The sequence below is a fragment of the Limnobaculum zhutongyuii genome, from assembly GCF_004295645.1.
Taxonomy (GTDB): domain Bacteria; phylum Pseudomonadota; class Gammaproteobacteria; order Enterobacterales; family Enterobacteriaceae; genus Limnobaculum; species Limnobaculum zhutongyuii.
In genome coordinates, this window is sequence record NZ_CP034752.1 from 4536455 (window position 1) to 4554565 (window position 18111).

The window sequence follows — 18111 nt, forward strand, 5'->3', positions numbered from 1 at the left end:
CTTAAGACTGCAAGACGTCTGTTAGACGTTCAAGACGACCACGTATACTGTCGTCTATCACCATGTCACCCGCATGGATGACAAAACCGGCTATAACAGACTTATCAATTTTGCAATTTAGCTTAACTTTGCGTGACAAACGTTTTTCCATCGCGGTGGCAATTTTTGCCAACTGGGCATCATTCAATGGAGCAGCGGCAGTAACATCCACTTCAATGGTTGACTCCTGCTCTGAACGCAATTGAATAAACTGTTCTAACACGTCAGGAAGCACGATTAAACGTCCATTTTCGGCCATGACCTTTATCAGGTTTTGACCACTTTCGTTGAGCTGTTCACCACAAATGGTAATAAACGTGCTGGCTAAATGTTCCGGCGCCAAAGCCCCGGACAGCAAATCAGCAACTTGCTCATTACGGCTAACTTCAGCAGCAAATGTCAGCATTTGTTGCCAGTTATCCAGGTCGTTCTGCTCAACGGCAAAGTCAAAAGCTGCTTTGGCGTAGGGGCGAGCTACAGTAATAAATTCAGACATCTGCCCCTCCCTCCTTACAGTTCAGCGACCAGTTTATCAACGATGTCGCTATTAGCAGCTTCATCCACGGAACGTTCGATAATTTTCTCAGCACCAGCAATCGCCAGCATAGCCACTTGCTTACGCAATTCTTCACGCGCTCTTTTGCGTTCTGCGTCTATTTCAGCCTGAGCCTGAGCAAGAATACGAGAGCGTTCTTGTTCAGCTTCAACTTTAGCTTCGTCGACTATTTGAGCCTTACGCTTATTTGCCTGCTCAATAATTACCTGAGCGTCAGCTTTAGCTTGAGCTAACTGATCGGTCACATTGGCTTGCGCTAAATCCAAATCTTTTTTAGCTCGTTCTGCAGAAGCTAAACCGTCAGCAATCTCTTTTTGACGTTTTTCGATGGCAGATATAATCGGCGGCCATACGAACCTCATACAGAACCAGACAAACAGGACAAACGCTATCGCCTGGCCGAGGATTGTTGCATTAATATTCACAGCACAATGCCTCTTGTTAATTTAACAGTTTGGTGTGGTTTCAATGTGCAATGTTACGCAACGGCGAACATGACATACAGGCCCAGACCAACAGCGATCATCGGAATGGCGTCAACCAGACCCATAACGATGAAGAACTGTGTACGTAATAATGGGATAAGATCTGGTTGGCGAGCAGCACCTTCCAGGAATTTACCACCCAAAATGCCGATACCAATAGCAGCACCGATCGCTGCAAGGCCCATCATTACAGCAGCAGCCATGTACAGCAGATCCATGTTTAGGTTTTCCATGACAGTCTCCAGTTTATTTCAGTTAAAACTTAGCAGGGTTGTTAATATTAATGTTCTTCAGAAGCCATCGACAGATAGACAATCGTCAGAACCATAAAGATAAAGGCCTGTAACGTAATGATCAGTATGTGGAATATTGCCCATGGGACATTAAGTAACCACTGTGACCACCAAGGAAGCAGACCAGCAATTAGGATGAAAATTAACTCACCCGCATACATGTTTCCAAACAGTCGCAGACCGAGGGAAACAGGTTTGGACAGCAAGCTAACGCCTTCCAAAATTAGGTTAACTGGAATAAACGCCCAGTGATTGAACGGCTGCATGGTTAGTTCTTTAACAAAACCCGATACGCCTTTCATCTTGATGCTGTAGAACAGAATCAGAATGAATACGCCCAGCGCCATTGAGAGAGTAACGCTCACGTCCGCAGTTGGTACCACGCGTAAAGCAGGTAAACCAAGAACGTGTTCTCCGATGTAAGGAAGTAAATCTATTGGCAATAAATCCATGGTATTCATCAGGAAAACCCAGACGAATACGGTAAGCGCCAGTGGAGCAATCAGCTTACTTTTGCCGTGGTACATGTCTTTAACCGTACCATTAACAAAATCAATAATCAGCTCAACCGCACACTGAAGTTTACCTGGAACACCGCTGCTGGCCTTAACCGCAACACGGCGGAAAATAAACAGAAACAGTACCCCAAGAACAATGGAGAAAAACATCGAGTCGATGTTAATCGCCCAAAAGCCTGGCGTATCACCATGCTTAACGAGCTCCATCGTACGCAGATCCATTTGAAGGTTATTCAAATGGTGGCCGATATATTCCTGTGGAGTAGAGATTTCCCCTGATGCAGACATGATGCCTCTCACTCTTTATTATCAATTAGTTACGAAAAATATTTATTATAGCCGGCGCCACTACTTGCACTATCAACACAGCCAAATAAGTCACGCAAAGAGGCAAAAACGCCGCCTTAAACACAACCAACGCGATAACAAGCAGCGCGATGGTCAAAATAATTTTTACTATCTCACCGATAAAAAATGACCAGGCCAGTTTACCCTGAGCCCGATCGCTATCCTGATGCCGCCATGTTAACAATAAAAACACCGCGTTAGGCAAACATCCGGATAAACCACCCAAAAAAGCAGAAATAGCCCATTTTTGGCTGCTAAGACAAAAAACCACGCTAAGTATAATAACAATGGCAAATTGTGCTAACAAAAGTCTGCGGGCTGTGACTGAATCATAGAGCGCTACAGACATGGCATATACTCTCTTTGAGCGTTAGCTTTCTCTCTACTAAAAAAGTAGAAACCGAGTAGTGTATAAAACTGTCTTTATCGACCAGAGTCAAGCCGGAAAAAACCAGTGGATTATACGGACAAACGCGGTTGATTCTATATTTAAGTAACAAAAAAGTGAACAAATGATTAAATTCCCAAATGTTCACTTTTTGGCATTTTTAACGAAAGCGCGGCCTATTATTACTAATAATGTTAAATATGTTTTGATTAATTATCCTTTTGTGAAGCTAATCACATAAATAATTTTAGTTTCCCAACTTAATTAAATATCACATATCTTACTAATTATTATTGATTTTATATAAAATCAAAGACCTGAAAGGATTCAACAAAAATTTAATGACCATAATGGTCAAATCCCCTGTTTTTGTCTTTCTGATAACAAACACAATGGAAACATATTAGAAAGGTGGATAAATAGTTGCAAGAAATATGTTAAAAAACAGGGTCTTCAAACTTGCAATACTCTTAGTTATGTAAATTAATTTTATCTTTTAAAATAAATATACAAGAGCACGTTTTACTCATTAAAAGCATAAATATTTAATTTGAGTGATTAACATTTAGCCACTAATGATAACTAAATGGCGTTCTCCATCCAGTTCAGGTACATCTAAAGCAACGATTTCTTGCACATGAAAGCCTGCGGGTACCTGTGACAACTCTTCTTCAGAGATAATCCCTTTTAGTGCATAAAATTTGCCATGCTCTTTTGATGGTAAGTGGTGACACCACTCCAGCATGTCCTGAAGCGAAGCAAAAGCCCGGCTGATGACGCCATCAAACCCTTGCGGTATGGAATACTCCCCCACACGGCTCTGAACGGGTGTGACGTTGGTAATATTCAGTTCATGCATCACCTGACGAATAAAGCGAATACGCTTACCTAAGCTATCCAGCAGCGTAAATTGAGCATCAGGGCGAACGATAGCTAATGGAATTCCGGGCAAGCCTGGTCCGGTTCCCACATCAATAAAACACTCGCCCTGAAGATGGGGGTTAACCACGATGCTGTCCATGATATGGCGGATCAGCATCTGTTGAGGATCCCTGACAGAAGTGAGGTTGTAAGCCTTATTCCATTTGTGCAATAAGGCCACATAGCCCAGAAGTTGATCTTTCTGAAGCTGAGTCAGTTCCATTCCTGCTGCTTTAAGCAGCTTATCAAATTGATTTTGCAAAACTTATCCTTAAGCGCTACGACGCAGCATACCTTGTTTTTTTAGCCAAATCAGCAAGATGGAAATAGCAGCCGGTGTAATACCAGAAATGCGTGATGCCTGACCAATAGAACTTGGTTTGTGATCGTTAAGCTTGATACTCACTTCGTTAGATAGCCCGGGAACCTGACGATAGTCCAGATCCGGCGGCAGGATCGCATTTTCATTGCGCAGGTGTTTTTCTATTTCTCCCTGCTGACGAGCGATATAGCCTTCGTATTTAACCTGAATTTCTACCTGTTCAGCGGCTTGCTCATCGGATAATCCCGGTGCAAACAGTGACAAGGTAGACAGCGTTGCATAATCAACTTCAGGGCGTTTTAACAGCTCTTCACCGGTAGCTTCTTTAGACAACGGTGATTTAAGTAAGCCATTAATCTCTTCAACCCGATCCATATTTGGATGGACCAGAATGCTTCTCAGACGCTGACGTTCTTGTTCAATGCTCTCTTGCTTAGTAACGAAGTGTTCCCAACGTTGATCGTCAACCAGACCCATTTCCCGTCCGATTTCAGTTAAGCGTAGATCCGCATTGTCTTCACGCAGCATCAGGCGATATTCCGCCCTTGAGGTAAACATACGGTAAGGTTCTTTGGTACCGAGAGTGCATAAATCGTCAACCAGAACACCAATATAAGCCTGATCGCGACGTGGTGACCATCCTTCCTTCTCTGATGAGAAACGACCCGCATTAAGGCCTGCAAGTAGCCCCTGAGCCGCAGCTTCTTCATAACCGGTTGTGCCGTTAATCTGACCGGCAAAAAACAGGCCCTGAATAAATTTACTTTCCAGCGTTGGTTTGAGATCCCGCGGATCGAAGAAATCATACTCGATAGCATAACCAGGACGAACGATCGTTGCGTTCTCCATACCCACCATGGATCTAACGATCTTCATCTGGACATCAAACGGTAAACTGGTTGAGATCCCGTTAGGGTAAACTTCATTGCTGGTTAAGCCTTCAGGTTCCAGGAAGATCTGGTGAGCGTTACGATCGGCAAAACGCATCACTTTATCTTCGATAGAAGGGCAATAACGCGGCCCGATCCCTTCGATGATCCCGGTATACATTGGGCTACGATCCAAATTATTACGGATCACATCATGGGTTTGTTCATTGGTATAGGTGATATAACACGGGATCTGTGTTGGGTGCTCACTGGCATTTCCCATAAACGAGAATACCGGTAGTGGAGTATCACCATGCTGTTGCTGCAGAATATCAAAATTGATAGTTCTGGCATCGATTCTTGGTGGTGTTCCGGTTTTTAACCGGCTTACCCGCAGAGGAAGTTCACGCAGACGTTGAGATAAGCCAATGGAAGGCGGATCGCCTGCTCTGCCACCGCTGTAATTTTCAAGTCCAATGTGAATTTTACCATCCAGAAAAGTTCCCACTGTCAGTACAACAGCTTTAGCCCTGAATTTTAAACCCATTTTAGTCACCACGCCGGTGACTTTATCGTTTTCAACGATGAGATCTTCTGCTGGCTGTTGGAAGATCATCAGATTTGGCTGGTTTTCCAGTGCGGATCTTACTGCCTGTTTGTACAAAGCACGATCTGCCTGAGCTCTGGTTGCTCTTACTGCCGGGCCTTTACTGGCATTTAAAATTCTGAATTGAATCCCTGCTTTATCAATAGCATGAGCCATTAATCCGCCTAAAGCATCCACTTCTTTAACCAGATGACCTTTACCAATACCACCGATGGCTGGGTTGCAAGACATTAGCCCCAGCGTGTCGATGTTATGGGTTAATAAAAGTGTTTGTTGCCCCATACGAGCAGCAGCCATAGCGGCTTCAGTTCCGGCATGACCACCACCAACAACGATGACGTCAAAGGAATCTGGATAAAACATGGTATTACACCTCGGGATGTTCGGACGATCGAATATAAATGATCTTGAGTCAGCGATTCTACTTGAGTTTAAAGCTTAGTCCAACTGGCTTGGATCTTGGTTAATTAAAGAAAGATCTTTTTATTTAGAGATCTTCTTATTGGATCTACTACTAGGATCCTCTGATGTTGTGGATAAGCAATAATTCGTCTTTGGGATCAATTTATTAAATGGATCCTTTTACTGTGGATGATCGGTGATCCTGAACAGTATAAGCTGAGCATAATAGTGGTAGTTATCCACAAGCACAACCTACCATTCAAGTTGTTAGTTGGATAACTACAGGTTAACAGCTGCTTTTAACTATACTTATACACAACTGACCGCGCATTATTTAATCGTTTTTGACTAAATTAATCCAGCTTTCGATCCAAATTCCTGCTGGATCCTCCGGAATTTCATGTTCAGTGACGTCAATTTCCAGTCGATCGCCGATCCGTTTTGCGCCACGATCCTGCAAAATACGATCTGCAGTTTTAATACCGCCACAGAAAGTGTCATATTCTTTACTGCCTAAACCAACAGCACCAAATCTGACTTGAGTAAGATCCGGCTTCTGCTGTTCTATTTGTTCAAACAGAGGCTGTAGGTTATCGGGTATTTCACCTGCACCATGGGTTGATGTCACTATTAACCAGATGCCTTCGGGGGTTAATTCATCCAGTTCAGCACCATGCAGGACTTCTGTCGTAAAACCTGCTTCCGTCAGTTTTTCTTCCAGATGCTCAGCAACATATTCAGCACTACCTAAAGTACTGCCGCTAATCAGCGTTATATCAGGCATACCCATCCTTAATTATTCAATTTCGTGCGTATTGTACGCTGTGAAACAGCTGGGATCTACCTGTGGATAATGTGGGTATAATAAAATAGTGCTTATGGTCTGATAGTCCTCATAATCGGGTTCTGAAGGGAGATTAGCGTCTCTGTCGATTGAATTTCATCGATAGTCTGGATCTTGTTGATAAGTACCTGCTGTAATCCATCGATAGATTTAGTCATGACTTTAATAAAAATGCTGTAATGACCAGTGGTGTAATAGGCTTCAACCACTTCTTCCAGGTTTTCAAGTTTGGCCAGGGCGGATGGATAATCTTTGGCACTCTTTAAAATAATGCCAATAAAGCAGCAAACGTCATAACCCAACTGCTTTGGACTGATCTCAACCTGAGTTCCTAAAATGATCCCTGACTGTTTCATTTTTTCCACTCGTACGTGAATGGTTCCCGGGCTAACGTTGAAATTTTTTGCCAATTCAGCATAAGGAACCCGGGCATTTTTCATTAATTCGTTCAGTATGCTGCGGTCTAAATTATCGATCTGGTAATTATCGGCCATTTTTAACTCTCTTTTTTATTGAATTGTTATTAAATTAGCTTTAAAAATGAATAATTGAAACTACTATAGCTATATTTATTAATGAATATTGAATTTAGGTGTCATTCTGTTGCTTAATACTCATCAACGACATCACAGTATTGAGATAACCACAATGAAAAAGTCCTTTATTCAAAAACAGCAACAAATCACCTTTGTTAAATCTTTCCTTTCTCGCCAGTTAGAGCAAAAGCTTGGTCTGGTTGAGATTCAGGCGCCGATATTAAGCCGCGTTGGTGACGGTACTCAGGACAACCTGTCCGGCTGTGAAAAAGCGGTTCAGGTAAAAGTGAAAGCCATTCCAGGCGCTACCTTTGAAGTGGTTCACTCACTGGCTAAATGGAAACGTCAAACGCTGGGTCGTTTTGGTTTTGTGCCTGGTGAAGGTATCTACACCAACATGAAAGCCCTGCGTCCTGATGAAGATCGCCTGAGTCCAATCCATTCTGTGTATGTGGATCAGTGGGATTGGGAGCGTGTGATGTCTGATTCTGAGCGTAATACGGATTACCTGAAGCAAACAGTTCGCTCTATTTACTCAGCAATTAAAGAAACTGAAGCTGCTGTAGCGAAGGAGTTTGGTTATAAACCTTTCCTGCCGGCTGAAATTAAGTTTATTCACAGTGAAGAACTGTTACAGCGTTATCCGGATCTGGATGCTAAAGGGCGTGAACGTGCAATTGCGAAAGAATTTGGCGCGGTTTTCCTGATTGGTATTGGCGGTAAGTTATCTCACGGTGAAGCACATGATATGCGTGCACCAGATTATGATGACTGGACAACGCCAGGCGCTGATGGGGAAGGCCTGAACGGGGATATTTTAGTCTGGAACCCGGTACTGGAAGATGCATTTGAACTCTCTTCTATGGGGATCCGTGTGGATTCAGAAACCCTGAAGCGTCAGTTGGCATTAACCAACGATGAAGGCCGTCTGGCTCTGGAATGGCATCAGGCGTTATTACGTGGAGAAATGCCACAAACCATCGGTGGTGGTATTGGTCAGTCCCGCGTGGTTATGCTGCTGCTGCAACAAAAGCACATTGGTCAGGTACAGTGTGGTGTATGGACGCCAGAACTGCGTGAAAGCGTAGACTGCATGCTGTAATTAGCCTGCACGCCAGCGGCGACGTAACCGCTGGCCAAGTCCGGTATCAAAGCGCCAGACGTGATCGAATATTTTCATTATGTTTGGTTTACCATGTTTAGACATAGCCACCGCGTGAAAACGGTGGTTATGTTTTTTTTGTTTATTTTTTATCTGACTGATTAAACTTTCTGGTAAACGTTGGGCAATAAAATCAGAGACGATCACCACATCGGCATCAATCCAATCTTGCTGGTTTAGCTTTTCTACCGTTTCGGATAAGCAGGCTGCCAGATCGGTACCACCTCTAAAGCGCTGGCTTAGAAAACGAATGGCTTCACTGATACCCGTTGATGATGTCAGCTCGTAATGCACCACTTCGGTAGAGAAAAGTAAAATATAGCAGCGTCGATTGTCAGCCATGGCTATGCGTAATAACGCCAGACAAAATGCTTTAGCACATTGTTCGTTAAAGCCACCCATCGATCCTGATGTATCAACACAAACGATAAATGGCCCTCTGGGGAGCTGCTCATTAACGGTTTTAGAAATAGCTCTTACTTTTACCTGTTCGCGCCAGACATCGCCTTTTAGCTGATAGGTCAGCAGCTGTTGTTCTAAAAAACGCCGGTAAAATTCTATTTCCAGCTCATCAATATTCAACAGCACCATTTCAGTAGGTAGCATTCTGACGATATCGCTACTTTGGAAGATGCCATTAACGCTTTCTGGCAGCGTTGCCGGTTCTCTGACCATGACGCGATACTTTTCATATTGAGTATCTTTACGATCGACAGAAGTAGGTTGGTAACTTCTGCCTAATTGTTCAGCCAGCTTTTGTAATTCAGGTTGTTGTGCCAGAAACTTACCGTATTCAATGAGTGTGTTGCAGTCAGAACGGTATTTCTCTCCACGGCTCATGTCCCACAGGTGACCAGAACTCCGATCGTTTTCCACCAAAAAGGGTTCCAGCGCGCTGTTAATGGCCAGACGATCCTGAAGCTGAGAGATTAACTGTTCCCAGTCACCTTCAATCAGTGATTTATGTAATGTGGTAACCTGAACTGAAAGGCTTTTTCGCCACTGATGTAGAAACAGGCTGCGAAAACTCTCATTGCGATGCTCTGCAGTGGCTGAAAGCTTTTTAGCCCTGTCAAAAAAAGGGGAATGGAGTTCTTCAAGCTGTTGAATAACACTATCCAACTGTTCAAAAAACAGCGTGTTTTCTGAAGAGATACTTTGTTTATAGAGTGTAAATTCTGCATAAATAGCCGCAGGCACTTCAGATTGCTGCAACTTATCCTGAAGTTTTATCTTCCAACCTGCAATTTCTTTATTAAAAGCATTTCTGATTTTGGGATACTTTTCAAAAAAGATAGCCAACTGAGGCGCAGCCAACAGACCTATAAGCAATTCTTCGATTATTTCGCTTTCACTGATAGAAAGTAATAACTCGATAGTTTGCAGGCTCATAATGACGGTTCAGCCCCGGAAAAACGCTGTTTTTGTTTGCTGATCTCTTCATGTACCACAAACAGACTGGCTTCAATTTTTTCCAGCCACTGCTTATTAATAAACAGACAGGGTTGAGCATCAGTAAAATATTTACGTTGCTGGTTCAACCTGGATTGAGCATTTTCTAACCGTTGAACTAACTCTTCGGTTGGTTGGATATGAAAGTTTTTGTCTGACAGTGACAGAATAGAAGGGGATAAACTTAAATCCCGAATAATAAGTTGTAAATTATCATCGACGGTCATATCCAAAGATTGTGAAAAACCAATGCCGTTAAGTTTACCTTTTGGTGATTCACCTTTGGTTAACCATAATTCAATTTGCTGTTTTTCAATAACAATATGCGTTACTTCAATACCGTGTAATTTTAACGGCGTTTGTAATAATAGCGTTATTTTAGGGTCGGTAATATTTGCTGGTAATACATAGGTTTGTTTACGGTTAAACAGGGTTGTTTTACGCTCTAACTTTAAAGATAACTGATTGGATTGTTGTTGTTTGTATTTTAACCAGTCAGCATTAATTTGTTGAATTTGTAATGTAATACTTTGTTGTTGAAATGCTTTTTCAGTCATTAACAGTTCAATTTGATGTTCTACCAGCGATAAAGAATTAATATCGTGCCACAGGCAATCTTTTAATAAGATAAGATCGACAGGGCTTATCGCATCTCTGTCACTAAAAAATGCGCTGGCCTGTAATAGCCGGATAGCTTTTTTCCAACGACGGTCTGATATATAAGGACCATTATTCAATGCATTAAGATTTTGACGCAGCGAATAGATAAGTTCAAATACCTCATCAGGTAACTTTACCTGATTAATTTGTTGCTGCCACTCAACATACTCTTCATCACTGATACTTAATGATTCAATAGCAGAATTAAGCTTTTCACTGCTTTGATGATTAATCATCGATAAGAAGTTAGTTTTATCCTGAATATTATTTAGCGATAAACGAATTAACATCCGGTCATACAGTGCTTCAAGGCTATTGTCTTCTTCAGGCAGTTCATTAGAAGCGGTAACCAATAATCGTAATGGCATGGCAATTTCGGTATCACCATTGCGAAAATGTCTTTCATTTATTGCCGTTAGCAATGTATTTAGAATAGCTGGGCCTGCTTTCCATATTTCATCTAAAAAAACTATTTCCGCTTCAGGTAGATAGTTTTTAGTTAATCTAATATATCGACCGTCTTCTTTTAATGCCTGAATAGATAATGGTCCAAATACTTCTTCCGGCGTTGAAAAACGCGTCATCAAATATTCAAAAGCATTAGCCTGTTTAAATGAGTATTTTAATCGGCGAGCTATCATGCTTTTGGCAATACCCGGAGGCCCCAGCAGGAAAACACTTTCCCCGCAGAGCGCGGCTAACAGACAAAGTCTTATGACATGTTGGCGTTCATAAAGATCGGTTTCAAGGATACTGCTTAAACGAGTTATTCGTTCTGACAGGTATTTAGATTTAAGCATGATGAGAGCAACTGAATAATAATTAGTTAAAAAATTATAGCAGATCAATGATTAGTAATACTTTTACTTTCCAACTAAAATAGAGCTATCAGGGAAAATTAAAAGTCGTTATGAAATATATTATTGGTATCTGCTTTATATAAAGCAGATATTTGTCATTATGCCTTTGGTTCTCCAACCACCGTATAAAAACGCGGAAACAAGAAGCACTTATGAGTACAGATAATAAACGCTCGTTGCCGGCAACCATGTTAGCTACGATTGGTGTGGTTTATGGTGATATTGGTACCAGTCCTCTTTATACCTTAAGGGAATGTTTCTCGGGCTATTATGGATTTAGCGTTGAACCGGATGTTATTTTTGGTTTCCTGTCATTAATTTTCTGGATGCTTATTTTAGTGGTATCCCTTAAATACCTGAGCTTTGTTATGCGGGCTGATAACGCCGGTGAAGGTGGGATTCTGACGTTAATGTCTCTGGCAGGTAGATATGCCAGTGATAAAAAAACCGCATTTGTGGTGATTATCGGCTTGATTGGCGGCAGCTTCTTTTATGGTGAAGTGGTGATTACGCCGGCGGTTTCCGTGATGTCAGCGCTGGAAGGGTTAGAAATTCTGGCACCTTCGCTTGATGCTTATATTGTCCCCTGTGCGGTAGTGGTTTTAACCATTTTATTCTGTATCCAGAAGCATGGAACCGGTGGGGTTAGTAAAGTATTTGCTCCGGTTATGCTGCTTTGGTTTTTTGTTATTGGTTTATTAGGTGTTCGCAGCATCATAGCCAGTCCGGAAGTGTTATATGCATTAAATCCTTCCTGGGCCATCGGCTTCTTCCTTGAATATAAGGCGTTATCGTTTTTTGCCCTTGGGGCTGTCGTTCTGGCTATTACTGGTGTGGAAGCGTTGTATGCGGATATGGGGCACTTTGGCAAAATGCCAATTCGTTATGCCTAGTTTACCGTAGTATTGCCTTGTCTGGTTCTGAACTACTTTGGTCAGGGTGCTCTGTTGTTAAGAAGTCCGGAAGCGATAAAGAACCCTTTTTTCCTGCTGGCTCCGGATTGGGCGTTAATTCCACTGTTGATTTTAGCTGCGTTAGCTACGGTTATTGCCTCTCAGGCGTATTCTCGCTTACCCGGCAAGCAGTGCATTTAGGCTATTTGCCACCGATGAAGATTTTGCATACCTCTGATATGGAAGCGGGGCAAATCTATATTCCGGTGATTAATTGGCTGTTATATATCGCTGTGGTATTGGTAATTGTGACGTTCAAACACTCCAGTAATCTTGCTGCTGCTTATGGTATCGCCGTCACCGGAACCATGGTAATTACCTCAATTCTTTCTTGTATCGTGGCTAATCAAAACTGGCACTGGCCGCGTATTGCGACTGTAACTATTCTGGCAGTTTTACTGTGCGTTGATATTCCATTGTTCTCAGCTAACGCCGTTAAGGTGTTCTCCGGCAGTTGGTTACCGTTGTTGCTGGGGCTGTGTATGTTTATTGTGATGACTTCCTGGAAAAGCGAACGATTCCGGTTGCTGCGTCGTTTACATGAGCATGGCAACTCTCTGGAAGCGCTGATTGCTTCGCTGGAAAAGAATCCGCCTACCCGGGTTAAGGGAACCGCAGTGTTTATGATCCGTACAACCAACGTGATCCCATTCTCTTTGCTGCATAATTTAACCCATAACAAAGTGTTGCATGAGAGAGTCATTCTTATGACGATAAAAACGGTTGATACGCCTTATGTACATAACGTTCAGCGGGTGACTATCGAGCAGCTTTCACCGTCGTTTTGGCGCGTTGTATCCAGTTATGGCTATAAAGAAACACCAAATGTTGAAAACATCTTTTATCTGTGTGGCCTGGAAGGGCTATCGTTTAGCATGGAAGAAACTTCCTTCTTCCTTTCTCATGAATCGGTGAAATTGAGCAAACGTCCGTGGTATTTAAAAATCAGAGGGCAGCTGTTTCTGGCGCTTAATCGTAATGCGCTGCGGGCTCCGGACCAGTTTAAGATACCGCCGAACAGGGTGATTGAGTTGGGGACGCAGATAGATATATAGTTTTTTATTGTTGTTTTAAGTTAGATGCTGTGAATATTCCGGCCGTAAAAGCACTATTGCGTATATTGGCATAGCGCTCGGCCGGAAGACCGTCAGTACTTAAGCCCGGAGTGTGTCGGGCCTAGCCCGCTTAGGGGCACTTCGTTGGCTTACGCCAAGTCGACCCCAACAGCGGTCTCTCCCGACGATTAACTTTGTTAACACATAACTTATTTAGTTCTTCTACCCGTTATCAAATTATCTCCATCGCCAGGTTTTAGCATGATGAATACTAGCGAGGATAAGAAGGTGATAACGCCCATGGTGATGAAGGTGTAGTGGAAGTGGTCGATGGTGTTTCCGTTAGAGAAGGTTTCGTAAGCGTGAAGTACCGTTGCACTGACGGCGACACCAAAGCTAATGGATAGCTGTTGGGTTACTGCCATCAGGCTATTGCCGGAACTGGCGGTTTTGTCGGTTAAGTCACCCAGAGTGATGGTATTCATGGCGGTGAATTGTATAGACATCACCATTCCCATCAGAAATAGTGGGACGATCAACATCCAGAGCGGTTCTGCCGGGTCTTGTAAGGAGAATTGAGAGATCATTGCGCCAATTAACAGAGTCACGCCAATCAGAGTATTACGGTAACCAAACTTATTAAGCACTTTTGTGACTATCGATTTAGCCAGCAATGAGCCAATGGCGGTTGGTGCCATCATACAACCCGCTATCAGCGCTGAATAACCAAACCCTATTTGTAGCATTAGCGGCATCAGGAAAGGGACACTTCCGGTTCCCAGACGTGAAACGATGCTGCCGAGAATACCCACAGAGAAAGTTCGGATTTTAAATAATGATAAATGAAACAGCGGGTACCGGTATCTAAGCGCATGCCACACGTACAGAAAAAGTAAAATTATCCCAGAAATAAAGATAAGTATGGCTAACTGTGTTGAAACAATACGTTCGCTAAACAGTGATAATCCACTGAGTAACATCACCAGGCTTAAACCAAATAGCAGAAAGCCCAGGATGTCGAATTTACGGCCAGGAACGGTAAAGTCAGGCATATATTTACGGGCGTAGAACATTCCTATTAATCCGATAGGGATATTTATCAGGAATATCCAGTGCCAGGTGGCGTAGGTGACTAACCATCCCCCCAGTAATGGGCCAACAATGGGACCAATCAATCCGGGTATGGTGACAAAGTTTAATACCGGTAACAGTTCACTGCGTGGATAAGCTCTTAACAGTGCAAGGCGGGCAACGGGCATCATCATAGCCCCACCCACACCCTGAATAATTCGCGAAATGACCAGCATTGAGAGTGAATGCGAAAGGGCACAAGACAATGAACCAAGCACAAACAATAAAACAGAAATCATGAAAACTTTGCGGGTACCAAAGCGATCGGCTAGCCAACCGCTAATGGGAATCAACATGGCAACGGTGAGCGTATAACTAATAATGGCTGACTGCATTGCCAGAGGGGAATGATTAAGACTTTTAGCTATGGCTGGAATTGCCGTATTTAATATGGTGGCATCCAGAGCTTGCATGAAGAACGCAGTAGCGGCAATCCAGGGGAGACCCGCTACACTACGTGCTGATTGAGTCATTCATTATCCTGCTGTTGATTCAATATTATAGATCTTAATATCCTTTTCTAATAATTCCTGTGTGGCCTTAAGTGCTTCTGCACTGTCCTTTTTTAGAATAGCATCAACGATGGATTGATGATGTTCCAGCTTGATAACTTCATTATTGGTAACTGACCGGAAGTAGGTTTGATACACCGAACTGAACAGGCTGGAGAAAGAAGTTAAAAGCGGATTGCAGCTGGCATTGTAGATAAGCTTATGGAATTCCATATCCACTTGTATCCATTTTTCAGCATCGAAATCTTTATGTAATGAACGCATTTCTGCCATGAGAAGGGAGAGTTGATAACGCTGTTCATTGCTGGCGTTGATTGCAGCCAGAGCGGCTGCCTGAGGCTCTAATGCCCGACGTAGTACCACAAAGTGTTGGGTGACTTCAAAAAAATTATCTTTGCTAATCCACCATGAAAGCAGATCCTGATCGAGAAAATTCCAGTAATACTTAGGCATAACCCGCGTACCAATCCGCGGTCGGGCAAGTAACATTCCTTTAGCGGTGAGCATTTTTACTGCTTCTCTGATGGCAGTCCTGCTAACGCTATATATTTCACAGAGCTCATTTTCACCTGGCAGTATGCTTTCTGTTGCAAATTCGCCAGACAAAATGCGGTGCGCTATCTTCTCTGCAACCAGGTAAGACAGATTTCGATGGGCAGCCTGCTGCTGAACATTAAATTGCATTATGTTAAGTATCCTTTCGAGGTTATCAGAGTAAACTATTTGATTTTTAATAATTATTATTTGTTGTTATTCAACGAGGAACGTCTCATTTTATCCCATAAAGAAAGATAAAATAACAAACTCTTCGCCATATTATGATCACACGCAATCGATAACGTATTTAATCCAGTTAAATAAATAAGATAGAAATTATCTACTGGGCTAATTGCGAATAAATTTTTCTGTATTTGGGATAAATAATGAATCTCTAACAATAGTTTTAGCGGATGAAACACCTTTTGGAAAATAAATTACTCTTCCGATGGGGGCTCATGTACTTTTCTTGCCAGAAACCAGTAAGAGTAGATGGCATTAAACAATACCACTATAGCAGTAACGACAAATACTGCACGAAATCCAAGGGTTGCCGCCACGCTGGAACCCAACAGTGGACCACTAACGTTGCCTATATCGCGAAATGATTGGTTATAGCTGAATATTCGTCCGGCTACCTGATTGCTGCAGTTATAAATTAACAGGGTTTGTACCGCAGGTAACAGCGCACCATCAGCTACTCCTAGCAGAAAACGCAGAACGGCCAGTTGCCATGGGTTTTGTACAAACGCCATGGGGATCAGCACCAGAATGGAGAAAATCAGCATGGCTATCAAAATGCGCTCCGGCCCGATGCGATCGCCCAATTTGCCTAATCGTGGTGCGCTTAACAGGGCCGCAAATCCCGGAACGGAAGCAATAAATCCGCTGATAAAGGCCAGATTCTCAATATTATTCGATATTTCCCGCACATACAGCGTCAGAATTGGTGCAATAGAACCGGTAGCTACCTGAATAATCATGGTAGTAATAAATAATCCTAATACTAATTTTGGTTTTTTTAATGAAGCAAAAACTTGCCGTCCACTCAACATATCTCTCTTGTGAACACGGGTGAACTGCTCTTTAACCGCATACCAGGTAAGCAGAAAACAGATAAATAGTACGCTGGCGGTAATAAAGAATACCGGGCGCAGGCCGTAACGGTCTGCCAGAAAACCACCAATTAGTGGTCCTAACAGTGCGCCACTAACGGCACCGGTTGACAGCGTTCCCAATGCCCATCCGCTGCGATTGCGGGGTACCTGAGTAGCAATCAGCGCATTAGCGTTGGGTACAAATCCGCCCAATACTCCTAACATTGCGCGTAATCCAAGGAATTGCCAGATATTCTGAGCAAGCCCCATTAACACCATAATAATTGCCATACCCAACGCTGATCGAAGCAGCATCAGTTTTCGTCCACGGCGATCCGCTAGCCCACCCCAAAAAGGGGAAGCCAGAGCAGAAAATAAAAAGGTGATACTAAAAACCAGACCTGACCATAAATTCAGCTCACGGTGGCCGGTTATGCCGAGTTGTTCTACATATAAAGGTAAGAAAGGCATCACCAGACTAAAGGCTGCGCCGGTGAGAAAACATCCAATCCAAACCACCATCAGGTTTCTCTGCCAGTTAACTGGCGGAGAGGGGTCTATGGTCGCGGGATCTTCTGTTGGCATGTTTAACCTGTATAGGGTGGCATTACGGCGAGTGTTTAATACACAATCTCAGCATGCCACTAATACCGCCCTTTTAAAACTGGAATTCAGCTAAAACAGGGCGGTAAATCAATTTTACGACTGATAAATATTCCAGCCTCTTTCTTTCCATAACTCCGGTAGTTCACTCATATTATAGAATGTGGTGACCAGAGGGTGATCGATTGGCTGGTTGTGTGGATCGGCACAGTAGTAAAATACCGGGATACCGGCAGCAATACCCGCATGAGTGCCTGCGACGGAGTCCTCAACTAAAATACATTTTTCTAATGGAATCTCGAGGCTATCACAGGCAAATGCCAGCAATGCCGGATCGGGTTTCCAACGCTGGATATCAAAAGCGCTATATAAATGGTCGCCAAAGAAATCAATCAGTTTGGTTAACCCCAGAGAGTGCTGCATTTTACTCACCGGACCATTAGAAACAACGGCCATAGGAACAGTAATACCTTCCAGTAAAGGGCGGATCCCTTCAATAGGCTTCAGGCTCAGTTCAAACAACCGTGCCATATCCTGTCGGTACTCTTTTTCCAGTTTTTCGTCAGGCTGATCGAGACCATAGGTCTCCCTGACTTGAGCAAACACTTTATAGAGATTGGTTCCCTTAAACTGTTTTATGCATTCTTCTGTGGAAAGCGGAATGCCATAACTCTTAAAAACGTTAGAAAAAGATTCACAACATAAAATCTCGCTGTCTACTAAGGTGCCATCGCTATCAAACAGCACGCATTCAACCGGTTGCATAATTTATTCCTTTACAAGTGACCAATGTGTTTCATGCCATGTGGCATTGTATATATTAAAACAGCGTTTCAAAAAATGATAGATCTTTGTTTATTTTGAATTTTTTGATACTTATCATAGAGTTTGTAGTACAAAACGACCCATCATAACCAGAACTTAATGATAAAAACTTAAATAATTCATGTAATCGATTGCG

Annotated in this window: 16 protein-coding genes and 1 pseudogene; 2 read left to right on the top strand and 15 right to left on the bottom strand. The window is 42.8% G+C overall.

Features of this window, described 5'->3' with window-relative positions:
- Position 1 precedes the first annotated feature (1 nt).
- The 9 genes from atpH to asnC all read right to left on the bottom strand — a co-directional run bounded on the left by atpH (position 2) and on the right by asnC (position 7086).
- Positions 2-535 carry a F0F1 ATP synthase subunit delta gene (gene atpH, locus EKN56_RS20400; RefSeq protein WP_130593471.1) on the bottom strand — a complete coding sequence of 178 codons (534 nt, stop codon included), beginning with the start codon at positions 533-535 and terminating at the stop codon, positions 2-4.
- Between the two features lie 14 nt (positions 536-549).
- Complete coding sequence (gene atpF / locus EKN56_RS20405; RefSeq protein ID WP_108900913.1) at positions 550-1020, bottom strand: F0F1 ATP synthase subunit B; 471 nt, start codon at positions 1018-1020, stop codon at positions 550-552.
- A 53-nt stretch (positions 1021-1073) separates the two neighbouring features.
- On the bottom strand, positions 1074-1313 hold the full coding sequence (atpE, locus tag EKN56_RS20410) for a F0F1 ATP synthase subunit C (RefSeq protein WP_000429386.1): 240 nt from the start codon (positions 1311-1313) through the stop codon (positions 1074-1076).
- Between the two features lie 47 nt (positions 1314-1360).
- A complete protein-coding gene (gene atpB, locus EKN56_RS20415) occupies positions 1361-2179 on the bottom strand; it encodes a F0F1 ATP synthase subunit A (RefSeq protein WP_130593472.1) in 819 nt (272 codons plus the stop codon).
- Between the two features lie 25 nt (positions 2180-2204).
- Positions 2205-2588: a F0F1 ATP synthase subunit I gene (gene atpI, locus EKN56_RS20420; protein ID WP_130593473.1), complete on the bottom strand. Its 384-nt coding sequence runs from the start codon at positions 2586-2588 to the stop codon at positions 2205-2207.
- A gap of 604 nt (positions 2589-3192) precedes the next feature.
- Entirely contained in the window at positions 3193-3771 is a 579-nt protein-coding gene (rsmG, locus tag EKN56_RS20425; RefSeq protein WP_407656566.1) for a 16S rRNA (guanine(527)-N(7))-methyltransferase RsmG, read from the bottom strand.
- Positions 3772-3819: 48 nt separating this feature from the next.
- On the bottom strand, positions 3820-5709 hold the full coding sequence (mnmG, locus tag EKN56_RS20430) for a tRNA uridine-5-carboxymethylaminomethyl(34) synthesis enzyme MnmG (RefSeq protein ID WP_130593475.1): 1890 nt from the start codon (positions 5707-5709) through the stop codon (positions 3820-3822).
- 373 nt (positions 5710-6082) lie between these two features.
- The gene (gene mioC / locus EKN56_RS20435) at positions 6083-6532 is read right to left on the bottom strand and encodes an FMN-binding protein MioC (protein WP_130593476.1); all 450 of its coding nucleotides are present in this window, start codon (positions 6530-6532) and stop codon (positions 6083-6085) included.
- Between the two features lie 92 nt (positions 6533-6624).
- Positions 6625-7086 carry a transcriptional regulator AsnC gene (gene asnC / locus EKN56_RS20440; protein WP_130593477.1) on the bottom strand — a complete coding sequence of 154 codons (462 nt, stop codon included), beginning with the start codon at positions 7084-7086 and terminating at the stop codon, positions 6625-6627.
- Between the two features lie 154 nt (positions 7087-7240).
- On the opposite strand from asnC, the gene asnA reads away from it, so the two are divergent.
- The gene (asnA, locus tag EKN56_RS20445; RefSeq protein ID WP_130593478.1) at positions 7241-8230 is read left to right on the top strand and encodes an aspartate--ammonia ligase; all 990 of its coding nucleotides are present in this window, start codon (positions 7241-7243) and stop codon (positions 8228-8230) included.
- On the opposite strand, the gene viaA is transcribed toward asnA, so the two are convergent.
- Entirely contained in the window at positions 8231-9685 is a 1455-nt protein-coding gene (gene viaA, locus EKN56_RS20450) for an ATPase RavA stimulator ViaA (protein WP_130593479.1), read from the bottom strand.
- The gene (gene ravA, locus EKN56_RS20455) at positions 9679-11202 is read right to left on the bottom strand and encodes an ATPase RavA (protein ID WP_130593480.1); all 1524 of its coding nucleotides are present in this window, start codon (positions 11200-11202) and stop codon (positions 9679-9681) included. The genes viaA and ravA overlap by 7 nt, the downstream gene beginning before the upstream one ends.
- Positions 11203-11414: 212 nt before the next feature.
- Between ravA and kup the strand changes: the two are divergent.
- A pseudogene (gene kup / locus EKN56_RS20460) lies at positions 11415-13270 on the top strand (low affinity potassium transporter Kup).
- A gap of 209 nt (positions 13271-13479) precedes the next feature.
- On the opposite strand, the gene mdtD reads toward kup, so the two are convergent.
- From mdtD to yieH, 4 genes are all read right to left on the bottom strand, one after another.
- Positions 13480-14874, bottom strand: coding sequence for a multidrug transporter subunit MdtD (mdtD, locus tag EKN56_RS20465; RefSeq protein WP_130593481.1), 1395 nt, complete (start codon positions 14872-14874; stop codon positions 13480-13482).
- 3 nt (positions 14875-14877) lie between these two features.
- A complete protein-coding gene (locus EKN56_RS20470) occupies positions 14878-15597 on the bottom strand; it encodes a FadR/GntR family transcriptional regulator (protein ID WP_130593482.1) in 720 nt (239 codons plus the stop codon).
- Between the two features lie 290 nt (positions 15598-15887).
- The gene (mdtG, locus tag EKN56_RS20475) at positions 15888-17132 is read right to left on the bottom strand and encodes a multidrug efflux MFS transporter MdtG (protein ID WP_130593483.1); all 1245 of its coding nucleotides are present in this window, start codon (positions 17130-17132) and stop codon (positions 15888-15890) included.
- A 114-nt stretch (positions 17133-17246) separates the two neighbouring features.
- The gene (gene yieH, locus EKN56_RS20480; protein WP_130593484.1) at positions 17247-17915 is read right to left on the bottom strand and encodes a 6-phosphogluconate phosphatase; all 669 of its coding nucleotides are present in this window, start codon (positions 17913-17915) and stop codon (positions 17247-17249) included.
- Positions 17916-18111: the final 196 nt, after the last annotated feature.